At 70.0% G+C, this 13,295-nt stretch carries 11 protein-coding genes and 1 pseudogene; 7 read left to right on the forward strand and 5 right to left on the reverse strand.

Translation table 11 applies throughout. The features are described 5' to 3' along the window. Positions 1-7 precede the first annotated feature (7 nt). Together OHA84_RS35025 and OHA84_RS35030 are read left to right on the forward strand one after the other, a co-directional pair. Positions 8-523, forward strand: a complete 516-nt coding sequence (locus tag OHA84_RS35025) for a hypothetical protein (protein WP_266967639.1) — start codon at positions 8-10, stop codon at positions 521-523. 108 nt (positions 524-631) lie between these two features. Further along, on the forward strand, positions 632-2,128 hold the full coding sequence (locus tag OHA84_RS35030; RefSeq protein WP_266967637.1) for an IPT/TIG domain-containing protein: 1,497 nt from the start codon (positions 632-634) through the stop codon (positions 2,126-2,128). A gap of 727 nt (positions 2,129-2,855) precedes the next feature. On the opposite strand, the pseudogene OHA84_RS35035 reads toward OHA84_RS35030, so the two are convergent. Further along, positions 2,856-3,842 (reverse strand): annotated as a pseudogene (locus OHA84_RS35035) (helix-turn-helix domain-containing protein); the annotation flags it as partial. A gap of 153 nt (positions 3,843-3,995) precedes the next feature. Next, on the reverse strand, positions 3,996-4,316 hold the full coding sequence (locus OHA84_RS35040; RefSeq protein WP_266967635.1) for a hypothetical protein: 321 nt from the start codon (positions 4,314-4,316) through the stop codon (positions 3,996-3,998). A gap of 281 nt (positions 4,317-4,597) precedes the next feature. Between OHA84_RS35040 and OHA84_RS35045 the strand changes: the two genes are divergently transcribed. The 4 genes from OHA84_RS35045 (at position 4,598) to OHA84_RS35060 (ending at position 9,780) form a co-directional block, all read left to right on the forward strand. Beyond that, positions 4,598-4,999, forward strand: coding sequence for a hypothetical protein (locus OHA84_RS35045; RefSeq protein ID WP_266967633.1), 402 nt, complete (start codon positions 4,598-4,600; stop codon positions 4,997-4,999). 8 nt (positions 5,000-5,007) lie between these two features. Then, on the forward strand, positions 5,008-7,920 hold the full coding sequence (locus OHA84_RS35050) for a tetratricopeptide repeat protein (protein ID WP_266967631.1): 2,913 nt from the start codon (positions 5,008-5,010) through the stop codon (positions 7,918-7,920). Between the two features lie 121 nt (positions 7,921-8,041). Continuing rightward, positions 8,042-8,776 carry a translation initiation factor IF-2 gene (locus tag OHA84_RS35055; RefSeq protein ID WP_266967629.1) on the forward strand — a complete coding sequence of 245 codons (735 nt, stop codon included), beginning with the start codon at positions 8,042-8,044 and terminating at the stop codon, positions 8,774-8,776. A gap of 422 nt (positions 8,777-9,198) precedes the next feature. Continuing rightward, positions 9,199-9,780: a hypothetical protein gene (locus OHA84_RS35060; protein WP_266967627.1), complete on the forward strand. Its 582-nt coding sequence runs from the start codon at positions 9,199-9,201 to the stop codon at positions 9,778-9,780. A 42-nt stretch (positions 9,781-9,822) separates the two neighbouring features. On the opposite strand, the gene OHA84_RS35065 is transcribed toward OHA84_RS35060, so the two are convergent. The 3 genes from OHA84_RS35065 to OHA84_RS35075 form a co-directional block, all read right to left on the reverse strand. Continuing rightward, entirely contained in the window at positions 9,823-10,089 is a 267-nt protein-coding gene (locus OHA84_RS35065; RefSeq protein ID WP_266967625.1) for a hypothetical protein, read from the reverse strand. Positions 10,090-10,377: 288 nt separating this feature from the next. Further along, complete coding sequence (locus OHA84_RS35070) at positions 10,378-11,742, reverse strand: glutamate decarboxylase (protein ID WP_266967623.1); 1,365 nt, start codon at positions 11,740-11,742, stop codon at positions 10,378-10,380. A gap of 150 nt (positions 11,743-11,892) precedes the next feature. After that, positions 11,893-12,366, reverse strand: coding sequence for a DUF2000 domain-containing protein (locus OHA84_RS35075; RefSeq protein ID WP_266967621.1), 474 nt, complete (start codon positions 12,364-12,366; stop codon positions 11,893-11,895). A gap of 49 nt (positions 12,367-12,415) precedes the next feature. Between OHA84_RS35075 and OHA84_RS35080 the strand changes: the two genes are divergently transcribed. After that, on the forward strand, positions 12,416-13,237 hold the full coding sequence (locus OHA84_RS35080) for an AraC family transcriptional regulator (protein WP_266967619.1): 822 nt from the start codon (positions 12,416-12,418) through the stop codon (positions 13,235-13,237). The last annotated feature ends 58 nt before the right edge of the window (positions 13,238-13,295 follow it).

Here is a 13,295-nt window from a genome sequence, read left to right on the forward strand (position 1 = left end):
CGGCACCATGAGCGATGCCGCGCGCCACCGTCTGATCAAGCTCGGCGTGCTTGCCGCACTCGCATTCGTCGTACTTCCGCACATGGCGGTTCTCAGGCCGGCCACCGGCACGGAGGCGGGCCACACCCTGGTGTGGCCGGTGTCGCCCTGCACCTCGCTGCCGCTCGCGGTCCGACGTCTGTGGCCTACACCGGTCTTCGCGTGTGTCCTGCTCGCAGCCTGCACGGGGCTGACGCTCGTACTGTGCCCGCACTTCGAGGATGCGGCCGGACGGCGGGAGCGCCTGTCGACCGTGGCGGCCGCCCCTGCCGACCGCGGCGATCTCTCGGCCGCGCTCATCCGCCCCGACGGCATCGTCGCCCGGGCCGCCGCCCCGGGCCTGCCCGCAGACACCGCAGCTCCGGTGACCGCGCTGCGCACCTGGCTCGGCGAACAGCACACACGTACGCCGAACGGCCAACAAGGTGAACCTGGCCGACCTGCAGGCAGGAAAGGCACCGGACAACGCAGAGGGGAGGTCTGATTGTGTGCGATCCACTCTGCCGGCCGGTTCGGCACAGATCTGCCCTGATGCTGCCGAAAGGCCACCCCGTCTCCGCACCGGCAAAAAATCCGAGGAGCACGAACGACGATGGCATCCGATCCGACAACCGCCCAGGTGACCATGACCCTGGCGGCCCTTGCAGCCACCGGGGCCACCCCGCGTCCGTCCGGGGAAACCCCGCAACAACAGACCGAACGAATCATCACCGGCATCAACGCGCAACTGAGCGATCCCAGCCTTGCGACGAAGGGCGCGTGGAGGCTGGTGTGGCTCGCCCTGAGCGAGGCCAACGCGAACATGGCCTACATCGCACGGAGCACCAACGGCTCGAACGAGTTCGCCGTGGTCGCTCGCGGAACGGACGCCGATCTGACCGACATCCTCGAGGACCTCGATGTCGGCACAGTCGTCCCGTTCCCCGAAAGCGGAGCGCCGAAGCCCATCGCCGTTTCCAAGGGGGCGATGGACGCGTTCAAACGGGTTGTCAACGCCCGCTCGATCGCCTCACCCTCCCCGAACGTCACGCTCGCTCAGGCGCTCACCGCCGCACTCAACTCGGCGCCCGCCTCGCCGCAGCCGACCGTCTATCTGACCGGTCACAGCCTGGGCGGTTGCATCGCCACCATGCTCGCGCCGTACCTGCAGGCACAGACCTGGCCGAAACAGCCGAGGTTCGCGGTGATCACCTATGCCGCTCCCACCGCCGGCGTACAGAGCTTCGTCGACTACTTCGACTCCGTGCCGTGGGTCATCGACGAGCGCCACAACAACGCCTACGACCTGGTACCGCACGCGTGGGCCGATCTCGACACCACCGCCGGCTGGTACCCGAGCCCGGGACCGCAGGCAACCGAAGAAGTGAAGCTGTTCATCGGGGCGATCTCCAAGCGCACCAAGGGCAACGTCTACGTCCAGCCCGGCACGCTCTACCCGATGAACACCAGCTACACGAGCCTTGCCAAGAATCTGGTCAACAAGACCACCCAGGACTTCCTCGGCCAGGTCGCCTTCCAGCACGCCAACTCCACCTACCTGGACCTGGTGGGAGCGCCTGCCGTCCCTTCCGCACCGGTGGTGACCGACGTGACCCCCACCTTCGGCGAACCAGGCGCCACGGTGACCATCAACGGCACCGGTTTCAGCAAGGACAGCATGGTCGACTTCGGCCACTTCGCCTGCCCCACGCGCAACATCGACTCCGACAGCAGGATCACCGCCAAGGTCCCCGACGGAACCGGCGTCGTCCACGTCCGCGTCACCAACACCCTCGGCACCTCCCCGGCCGTCGCGATGGGGCAGTTCGCCTATGGCGGACCCGCACCTGTGGTGGTCAGTGCCGTCAGCCCGACCAGCGGAAAGGTCGGCACCCTGGTCACCATCAGCGGCTCGGGCTTCGCCGATGGCGCCACCGTGCACTTCAAGGACAAGGCATCCGATTCGGTCAAGTTCGTCTCCACCGGACAGATCACCGCAATCGTGCCCGGTCAGCTCGACGACCAGCAGACGGTGAACCTCACCGTGACGGTCGGCCAAGCCACCTCTCCCACCAGCCCGGCCGACGAGTTCACCTACACCGGACGGTAGCGTCCGCACGCCCCGTTCCCGGGGTGGCCTTCGAGCAGCCCCGGGCCCTTGCCGCCGACCGGTAGAACCGTGCCCGGGCGAGGGATCGCCGCAAGACCGTTCACCCTGCGGCGAGCAGGCCACGGAGCTGTGCGGCACGGCGAGCAGCTGCCGGGCGACCAGGTGTCCGGAACCCAGCCCCGGCCGCCAGATCAGGTTGTGGTCGAGCTCGGCGGAGCGGCCGTGGGGGTCGCCGCGGACGGCGTTGCGGTTGGCCGCGGCGACCCCCGCCGGACTGACCGCGCTCCACCGGGTCACCAAGGCGCGCAGGCCCGGGGCATGCGCCTCGATGCGGCCGAGCACCCGCTCCCCACAGCCCGCGACCGGCCGCTCGTCGTCCCACCCCGCCGAGACGTCCGGCTCGCCCGCGGCATCGGACGACGGCGCGAACGGAACCTCCTGGAACTGCAGCCAGTGCGCGGCGCGGCCCGGCGGGCCCCGTGAAGGGTCCAGTACGTGCTGCCGGCCCACCACGACCGGCCGTCGTCGGCAACAAGCTCGTGAACGGCGGTGGCATGGCCCAGCTATACGAGGCGTACGGCGGCTTGGTCTCCGGCCCATTCTGTTGGAGGTGGCGCGGATGGGGGTGCGGTCATGGTTTCAGTCCCTGTTTGCCGCGATCGACGCGGGAACGCCCGGCCACTTCGCCGCCTCCGGGTGCCTTGGTGATGAACGCGTTGCGGTGTTCTCCGGGGGAGAGCCCGTAGGCGGCACGGAACGCGCGGCCGAAACCTGCCGGGGTGGTCATGCCCCACCGCGCTCCGACGGCGTGCACCGGCAGGTCACGCAGCCGAGGCGACGTGAGGTCCTCGCGACACCGCTCCAGCCTCCTGCGTCGGATCCGGGCGGACACCGTCTCGGAACGGCCGCGGAAGAGTTGGTGGAGAAGGCGCACGGAAATGTGGTGCCGCGCGGCGATCGCGCCCGGGGACAGGCGAGGATCAGCCAGATTGTCCTCGATGAAGGTGTCGATCGCGGCCAGCAGGACCTCGCGCCGGGTCTCCGGCGGGAGGCGCTCCTGCACGCCGACCTGCTGAGCGAGGAAGCCGGTGGCCAGATCGAGGCTCGTCCGGCCGAGCCGGCGGCTCATGTCCTCGTCCAGGGCAGGCGCCTGCTGGACCAGGGACTCCAGGTACTGGGCGAGGATCCTGCCCATGCCGGACCGCGCCGACAATCCCCGGGCGAGCAACGGCCTGAGCTTGGCCTGCGGCAGAGGGACGAGGCCCTGCGGCAGATGCAGCATGACGGCGCGCGACGCGCCGACGTCCGGGCCGCTCAGAGCCTGCCCGTTGTAGGGCCGCGAGGAAGTCCACATCGCGAAGTCCCCGGCGTGGAGACGAGTTTCAGAGCGTTCCTGGGCGATGTGCATGGCCCCGCCCAGGATCAGGGTGAGTTCGTACGTCTCCGGGTCGGAGCGGCGGACCAGGTGCGCGGGGCGTTCCGATGACAGCGAGGGGAAGGACATCGTCGTCAGGTGCACGGCCCCCAGGGGAATGAATCCTGCCCGGCCCACGAAGTCTGCGGCGTGATCAGTGGCGACCCGGACGGGAGCCACACCTTGCCCCACCACCTCGCGCCACCAGGCGAACCGATCCTCGGGTGGCAGACTCGTCGTGTCGAGCTCCGTGTATGCCATGGAACCCCTCCAAACCCTGCGGCGGCGTGGAGCATGCATGTACCTGCCGCGAAGGCGTCACACGTGCCCGCCACCGACATGGCTCATGGTTCTCCCAACATGGCTTGAAGGCCTCTGAGCGGTGTGTCGTGGACCGGCCGCGCCCGCCGGTTCAGGACCGGGGGGCGCGGCGAGCCTTCTGCGTGGAGGCGTTCAGTTCGCGCCGAAGCGGAGACTGGTGAACGAGGTGTTGCGTGGCGCCCGTTGGCCGGGGGCCAGCTTCAGCGCCGTGCCCTTGCACTCCTTCCCGGCGAAGACCGTGACGGGGGTCTTGGTGCCGTTGTGGGCGCCGTGCGCCTCCTGGCTCATCGTGAAGCACTTCCCGTCGGGCAGGTCCTCGACGAAGAACGGCTTGTCCTGGGCGCCGATCCAGCCGAACGGGCCCTGTGAGGCGTGGGCCGCGCCCGTGTGGGCGGTCAGGGTGAAGGCGAGACCAAGCAGGACGAGGACGGCGGGGCGGCGGACAGCACGCATCGGGAGTGCCTTTCTTGAGCGACGAGGAAGGGCTGGAAAGTGCCCTGCCCGATCAACGACTCTCCCGCCTCCATGGCACGCAGGGATGATCGCCGTCCGCGAACAACGTCGGACGGATGGGGCCATGACGCCGTCCCGCCTCGATGGGCGCGAGGCGTGGCTGATGACTCAAATGGACTGCGAATGGCGGGATTTGATGCTGCCGAACAGTTCACCGGACGCTTCGTTAGCATGTGAGTCGCATCGACTCCGGGAGAAGCGAGGGCACGGTGGACGGTTCCATGGTTGACGCGGTGGTCGCCTCGGTGGGCGCGGCGGCCGGTGCCTACGGCACGGCGGTACTCACCAGAGGGGAGGACGCAGCCGCGGACGCCACGGTGCGTCTGGGGCAGCGCCTGCTCGCACGTCTGCGACGCAGCCCGGAGTCCGGGGACCAGATCGTCGAGGCGGTCGAGGACGTGGCGACCCACCCCAGGGACGACGACTACCTCGAACTGCTTCGCGCGAAGATCACCAGAGTGGTCGAAGGCGACCGGGCCCTGGCCGGGGAACTGGCCGAGCTCCTCGCGGCAGCCGGCCGGCCGGTGGTCACGATCAGCGGCGACCGCACGGCCACGGTGCGGGAGAACACGGGCATCGTGTCGCTTGGTGACCACGCCGTCAACACCGTCAAGGACAGCTGAGCGTCGGCGTGGACCCCTTCAGCCGGCGGGCCGAGGTCGAGGTCAACCAAGGGATCATCTCCCTGGGCGACGGCGCGAACAACACGATCAACAACTATCACCACCCCCTGCCCTCGGCGGCGTCGATGCGCTGGCCGGGCGGTCCGGGCAGGCTCTCCCCGACCGCCCTGGCCGCCGCCCGGTTCGTGGGCCGGGAACAGGAACTCCACGATCTGCACACCGCCCTGCGGTCCGGAACGGGGCTGATCGCCCAGACCGTCGCGGGCCTCGGCGGAGTCGGCAAATCGGCGCTCGCGTGCCGTTACGCCCAGATGCGGCAGGATTCGTACAGCCCCGTCTGGTGGATCACCGCCGACAGCCCCGACCGGATCGAGGCCGGTCTGGCCGCGCTGGCCGTGCGGATGGTGCCCGAGCTGAACAGCGCACCCCTGCCCGACGCCGCCGCTTGGGCCCGCAGTTGGCTGGCCTGCCACGACGGATGGCTGCTGGTCCTGGACGACGTCGCCGCACCGGCCGATGTGCAGGACCTGATCGGTTCACTGGGCGCGGGGCGTTTCCTGATCACCAGCCGCCTCGCCGAGGGCTGGCAGGATCTGGTCGACCGGCCCGTGACGCTCGGGGCCATGCCGGTCGAGGATGCCGCCGAACTGCTGCGGCGCTCCTCGGGCCGCGCGGACCTTCCCGACGCGGCCCGACTGAGTACGCGGCTGGGCCATCTGCCCCTCGCCGTCGCGCAGGCGGGCGCCTATCTGTCCCAGACGGGCATCAGCGTGGGCGAGTACCTGGACCTCCTGGACCACAGCAGCGCCGAAACCTTTCGCCAAGCGGCTGTCGGGACACCCGAGGACCGGACCATGGCCGCGGTATGGACCGTGACCCTGGACAGGATCGCCGCGGAGGACACGCTCGCCCTCGAAGCGTTCCGGACCCTGGCCTGGTTCGCCCCCGCCGGCATCCCGCGCAGCCTCCTGACACCGATGGCCGATCAGGGAGCGCTCGTCCACGCGCTGGGCCTGCTCCGCGCCTACCGCATGGTCGACGTCGTGGACGGCTCGCTGTCGGTGCACCGACTCGTACAGGAGGTGTTCCGCACACCTGACGCGGCGATCCGCCACCGCGAGGACGAGGCCGTCGCCCGGGGTCGAGCCCGTTCGGTGGACCTCCTCACCCGGGCCCGCCCTCCGCTCGACGCCGGACTGGAGGCCTGGCAGCTGTTCCTGCCGCACGCCGACGCCCTGGTCGCACACACGACCTCGGTACAGGACGGCCCCGCGTCGACGGGCGTCTTCGAGGCGGCCGCGGCGTTCCTCGGCAGTCAGAACCTGCAACACCGGGCGGTCCGGTACTGCTCCCGGATCGCCGACTTCCGCGAGCGGACGCAAGGGGCCCACGATCCTGCCACCCTGCACGCCCGCGCCAACCTGGCGGCCGCCTACCTCGGGTCCGGGGACCGGGTCCGGGGCCGCGATCTGCTCACGGCGAACCTGTCCGACCAACAGCGGATCCTGGGCCCCGACCACCGTCTGACCCTCGCGTCCCAGGCCTACCTGGCCGCCATCACCTACACGGAAGGCGACCGGGACCTCGGCATCGAGCTGCTGGAGGAGAGCCTCGACCACCGGGAACGGGCGTTGGGCCCGGACCATCCCGACACCCTGGTCTCCCGCGGCAACCTCGCCGTCGCCCACCACGAACGTGGCGACATGGGCCGGGCCGTCGGCCTGTTCGAGGCCCAAGTCGCCGACTGCGCAAGGGTCCTGGGCCCGGTCCACTTCGACACCCTGCGGGCCCGTTACCACCTCGCCGGTGCCCACCACGCGGCCGGGAACGCGACGGAAGCCGCCCGCCACCTCACGGCGGTCCTCGCCGACTGCGAGCGGGTCCTGGGGGCGAGCCATCCCCTGACCGCGGCCGTTCGCTCCGACGTCACCGCCGTCGACTCGGAACTCACCCAGCAGCCGCGCGTCGACATCGCGCAGCTGCGGGCGGACCTCGTCGAAAGCGAACGGGAGCACGGACCGGAGCACCGGAACACCCTGTCCATCCGCGCGGTGCTCGGCAGCACCTACCTCCGGGCCGGAGACGTCCGGTCGGCCACCGAGGTCCTGGAAGCCGCTCTGGGGTACTCCCTGTGGGTGTTGGGACCGGACCATCCGGTCACTCTGAACACCAGTCACCAACTCGGGGACGCCTACTACGCCGCCGGCCGGCACGCGCTGGGGACCGAGATGGTCCGCGAGGCCCTGGCCGACTGCGAACGGGTGTTGGGCCCCGACCAGTGGGAGACCGAGAACGTGAGGGCCACCCTCGTCTACATGGCCGCGTCCTCCCTGATCACCCGCATCCCCGGGGCCCGGGCGGTGAGCCGGCTGCTGAAACGGTTGCGCCGCCGCAGCCGGCCGGACGGATCCGCCCCGCCGGACGGGCACCAGGGGTGGATCCGCCCCGACCCCGACCCCGAGCGGGTCCGCGCGGCCGCGGCCGAGGGCCTGCGGCTGTGCAGGAAAGGCGAACTGCGGGCGTCGGAAGGGCACCTGCGCGTCGCCGCCGACGGCGGGAACACCTCGGCGATGGCCAATCTGGGGATGGTACTGGCCCGGACCGGCCGCCCCGCCGGAGCCGAGTCATGGCTGCTGCGCGCGGTGGAAGCCGGAGAGGAGACCGCGGGCGGGCCCCTCGGAAGCCTGCTGGCCGAGACGGGACGGTTCAAGGAGGCCCAACCCTGGCTCAGGCGAGCCGCGGCGACCGGCTCGGTCGACTCGATGATGGACCTCGGGCACGTACTCATCCGCACCCGCGGCGGGCGGAGCGAGGCCGAGCTCTGGTATCGGCGGGCGGCCGCCGCGGGCGACCCGGAGGCCGCACTCTTTCTGGAACAGTGGGCCGCCCGGCACCCCCGACGACGGCCGGGACCCGGCTGAACCGCTCGACCGCCCCGGCCCCTGCTCCGCGGCCTCTTCGCACCGGCTGAGTACGATCACCTACGCCGACCTGAGTACGCGAGTGGTTGCTCGCCGCGCGCGGCGCCGGAACGATGAACGCATGCGCCGACTGCTGCTGTTTGCCCCGCTGTTGCTGATCACCGTGGGCTGTGGGGTGATGCCGTCCTCCGAGGACGAGGCGACGGACGCCGCACGGGAGGTGGCCAGGAAGGCGGGCGAGCGGCTCTACGGGCAGCGTGAGCGCACGGCGGAGGAGGTCGGGCGCTCCGCTTCCGGCATCGACGGCGTCGAGGTGCTGCGGATCACGGGTACCTCGACACACGACGGGGACGGCGTCGACGTGGTCGTCCGCACGTCCGGCTCGGCGTACGAGGGATGGCTCGCCCCGGAGGAGGTCGTGCTACGGCGTTGTTTCGAGGTGCGGGTGTCGCCCGACTCGGAGTGGAGCGAGGACCCCCGTGACGTGGACTGCCCGGATGGTCCTCCGCTGACCTTCGCCCCGCCACCCGAACCACCTCGGCTGCCGTACGAGGAGCTCCGCGCGAAACTACCCCGGGTGCCGGAGGGCGGCCGGGTGGACGAGGCCGAGGTGCGCCGGACGCTCGCCGCCCTGGACCTGCCTCCGGCGATCCGTACCGAGGTGAAGACAGACGGCGGCAGGGTCGGCGTTCTCCTGTCGGTCAAGGGCAACGGTTTCGACGCGCAGGACTGCCTTCTTGCCCGTGTGGGCCCCGGTGCCACCGAAGTGTGGGTGCCGCCCCGGATCCAGCGGATGCCCGGAGAGGGCGGATGCACCGTCGGCAATGCCCTGGACCCGAAACCGTCACCGCACTGAACGGCGAGGTGCGAAGCAGCGCCGGACAGGTTGCCACGCGGGCGGCGGCAGCGGCGCCGGACAGGTTGCCACGCGGGCAGCGGTAGCGGCGCTCGGCGTGCAGGTCCGTGGCGTGTGCGTGGTCGAGCAGGTCCCACGACCGGGCATCGAAGACCGGCCACGCCTTGTGAGATCCGGCCATTGTGGATTTCCGCGGCAGCAACGGGCGTGGCGCCGGTAACCGCCTCGGCGTGGGGGCGTTGGTCTGGTGGATCCCCGAGGCCGTCAGGGCCGTTCAGGGTTCCACCGACGACCACGGCCCGATGTCTCCGCGCTCTCGCGGTACCGCCTTCGGGCCGCCCGAAAGCCGTTCTCATCGCCGGCGCACCGCCATCTGTTCCTTGCCCGGGCGCCGTTCACGCAGACACCCCTGGAGTTGTTCCATGTCCACGCAGCCACAGCCCGGTCACGGCAATCCGCACCAGCCGGACGGGCAGCTCCCTCCGCCGAAGCAGGGCATGAGTACACGCCTGAAGGTGGCGCTGGGCTGCGGTGTCCCCACCCTCCTCGGTCTGATTCTGCTCGGCGGTTGCGCGGCCTTGTTCACCAAGGCAGCCGACGACGTCGGCAAGGACCTCGACAAGAACCACGATTCCGCTGTCGTCTCCCCAGGGGGCGCGGCCAAGGCCGCCGGCGGCTCCAAGGACGGCGAGCCGGACATCACCCACGACGTGAAGGTCACGTCGTGCACGGTGAGGACCGGCGAATTCGGAAGCAGGGAACTCGACCTCAGGATCGAGTACGTCAACAGCGGCGACCGCCGGTTCACCTATCTTGCCGAGGGCGAGATCACCGTCAACGGCGAGAAGAAGAGCGACATCATCTCCACCGGCCAGAACCTCGCACCCGGCCAGAAGTACACGGACGACAAGGCCGGAAGCCTGGCATTCGACGTTGCCAACTCCGCGAAGTCCTCCGACAAGATCGAGTGCAAGCTCATCAAGGTCTCCCGCAACTCCTACTGACAGGCGCGCGGCGGAACAGGACCGCGACGGAGCCGTCCGCTGCTACTTCGGAGCCGCCCGACAAGCCTCGGTCGCGTCGTTCTTGGAGATGCCGGCCTGGTCCAGGCTGGCGGTGCAGCTGGTCTGGTTGCCGATCTGGCCCTGGTAGCAGGCCTGCCGCACCACATCCGTGACCTGCTTGTTCTTTTGCGTGACGTGTTGCTCGCAGGCCTGGATGTCCGCGTGGGCGGCCGGGGCGGCAATGACGACGCCGCCGGCGGCGAGGGCCAGGCCGGCGAGAAGGCTGGGGATACGAGCCGACGAACGCATACGGGTACACCTGCTCTCTCGGGCGGTCACGCGATCCGCGACGCACCGGATCACGGGCGGGGGCGGCGTGCGGAGCAGGCACTCCGGGGGCGACCGGCTCGACACATCGGTCACCCTCGCACCTTCGACGCTAGAGCACGCCACCGGTGCACGCACTTCAGGCCGGCCGGGCGAGCGGTAACGCAGCAGACCGGCCACACCCGCCGCAGCGAGCCCACGTACCGCCAGGGCCGCGAGGCTCTCCTCGCCCGGTGCGGCCGTCGCGGGTGGTTCGCTCCGTCAGGGTGGTCAGTAGCCGGTGCCGCGCTTGGTCTGGGCGCGTTCGATTCCGTGGGCGGCCCCCTTGTTGTCCAGGGTGCGACAGGCGTCGGCGATGTCCTGGCTGAGACGATCGATCTGCTCGCGGCTCAGGGTTTCCTTGACCAGGGCGCGCAGGATCTTCACCTTCTCCGCGTTGGGCGGGAGTGTGTATGCCGGGACCATCCAGCCACGCTCGGCCGAGAGTTGCCAGGCGATGTCGGACTCGTCGTAGGCGTTCTCGCCGGAGAGACGGAAGGCGACCAGCGGCAGCTGCTCGAGGTCGCTCCCGATCACTTCGAAGCGGCCGCTGCTTCGCAGGTTGTCCGCCAGTGCGCGGGCGTTCTCCTGCATGATCTTCATGACGTAGGTGTAGCCCTGGCGGCCGAGCCGTACGAAGTTGTAGTACTGCGCGAGCACCATCGACGCCCCGGTGGAGAAGTTCAGCGTGAACGTCGCGTCGGTCTTGCCCAGGTAGTTCTCGTAGAACACGAGGTCCTTGGCGAGGTCGCTTTCCTCGCGGAAGATCAGCCATCCGATGCCGGGGTAGACCAGGCCGTATTTGTGCCCCGAGACGTTGATCGAACGGACCTGCTCGAGCCGGAAGTCCCATTTGGAATCCGGGTAGAGGAAGGGCCACACGAATGCGCCGCTGGCTCCGTCGACGTGGATCGGAATGTCGAGGTCCCGTTCTTTGCGAACGTCCCGAAGGAGCTTGTCGATGCCGACGACGTCGTCCTTGTGGCCGGTGAACGTGGTGCCGAGGACGGCGACGACGCCGATCGTGTTCTCGTCGAGGTGGGGCTCCACATCCTGCGGACCGATCGTGTACTTGCCCTCGGCGAGCGGCACGATCCGCGGCTCGACATCGAAGTAGCGACAGAACTTCTCCCATACGACGTGGACGTCGCCCCCGAAGATCAGGTTGGGCCGATCGATCGACAGGCCGGCTGCCTGGCGGCGCTCGCGCCACTTCCACTTCAACGACAGCGCGCCCAGCATGATCGCCTCGGATGATCCCTGGGTCCGACATCCGGTCGTCGCGCCCGGTGCGTGGAAGAGGTCGGCAAGCATGCGCACGCAACGCTGCTCGATCTCGGCAGAGATCGGGTACTCGGCGTGGTCGATGAAATTGCGGTGGAGGTTCTCGGCGATCAGCCGTTGTGCCTCGGGCTCCATCCACGTGGTGACGAACGTGGCGAGGTTGCGCTGGGGGTCGCCTTCCATGGCGAGATCCACGTCCACGAGCCTCATCGCGTCCGTCGCGGGCATCCCCTTCTCGGGGAAGGTCTCCGAGGGAGCGGGCACCGTCAAGAATCGGTTACCGAAAAGAGCGGATTCGTCGCGCTTGGTCATGCGGCGATTCAACAGTGCCGGGGCCTGCGCGGGCGGGGGACACACCGTGTCCCCGCGGAGTGGAGCCCCGAGCCAGTGCAGACGCAGGATGGGCGACGGAGCCGGCTGCCGGCGGGTACCGCAGGACACCGACAGCCCGCCCCCTGCCGCTCACCGGTGCATGCGGGCGCCCTTGAGCACCTTGTCCACGGAGTTGCGGGGTCCGTGGACGGCGATCCCGACCAGGTCGAGCCGGCCCTTGCCCACCGCCGCCACCGCTGCCCGGTTTGCTCCGTCGTGGCCCGTGCCGAACAGGTCCGAGGTGAACACCGCGGTCGGCAGTCCGCGTCGCACCGCCCGCTCGTGCGCCGCCGTCACCGCTTCCTTCCCGCCCTCGAAGACCAGAACGGGTTGGCGGAACATCGGCAGGTAGGGAGTGCCATCGGCGTCCTGGTACGGCTCGCCGACCAACTCGGGGAGGGCCGTTCCGAGCCCGCTGACGAGGAACGCGGTCACGTTCAGCCGCTGCCACGTCTCCAGGTCGTCACGCAGCAGAATCGCGATCTTGGTGTCGAAGCGCACGGGTGCATTCGCGCCGCCCACTTCGACCTGCCCGTTGCTCTCGTTCTTCGTCTCGTTGCTCATGCCCTGAGACTGCCGGGCTCGGCCTCGCGCGGTCTTGTACGTTGTTTGCGTGCAGCTCCAGCAGGAAGTCTCGGCCTGGCGCCCGCGGGTCGCGGGTGTCGTCGAGGTCTTCCACGCCCGTTTCACCGCGCACGCGTACCCCATGCACGTCCACGACGAGTGGACCCTCCTGATCGTCGATGACGGAGCCGTCCGCTACGACCTGGACCGCCACCGACGCGGCACCCCGGGCGGCACCGTGAGCCTGCTCCCGCCCCAGGTTCCCCACAACGGCTCCGCCGCCACCTCGCACGGGTTCCGCAAGCGCGTCGTCTACCTCGACACGACGGTGCTGGACGAGCGCTTCATCGGCGCCGCCGTGGACGGCCCGGACCTCGCCGACTCGGTCCTGCGCCGGCGCGTCGGGCAGCTCCACCGGGCCCTGACCTCTCCCGGTGACGCATTCGAGGCGGAGAGCCGGCTGGCCCTGATCGGCGAACGGCTGCGCGCGCTGCTCCAACCACGCCTCGAACTCCCCGGCGGGCACACCGCGCCGCCCGGCACCGACGCCCGCCACGGCATCGCGCGCAGCCTGCGCGAACTCCTCGACGAGCGGGTGGTCGCCGGCATCTCCTTGCCGGAAGCGGCCGGTCTGGTCCAGGCCCACCCCGCCCATCTGGTGCGCTCGTTCAGTGCCGCCTTCGGCATCCCCCCGCACCAGTACCTCATCTCGCGCCGAGTCGCCCTGGCCCGCCGGCTGCTCCTCGATGGCCGCCCGGCCGCCGAGGTGGCGGTCGAGGCGGGATTCCACGACCAGTCGCACTTCACCCGGCACTTCAAGCGAATCGTGGGCACCACCCCCGGACGCTACGCCCGCTCCGCGATGCCCTGACACCAACGATGCGCACCATCCGGCCCCCTTCGGCCAAGGTGTCAACGACGGGGAACGA

This window comes from Streptomyces sp. NBC_00513, from assembly GCF_041431415.1.
Lineage (GTDB): Bacteria > Actinomycetota > Actinomycetes > Streptomycetales > Streptomycetaceae > Streptomyces.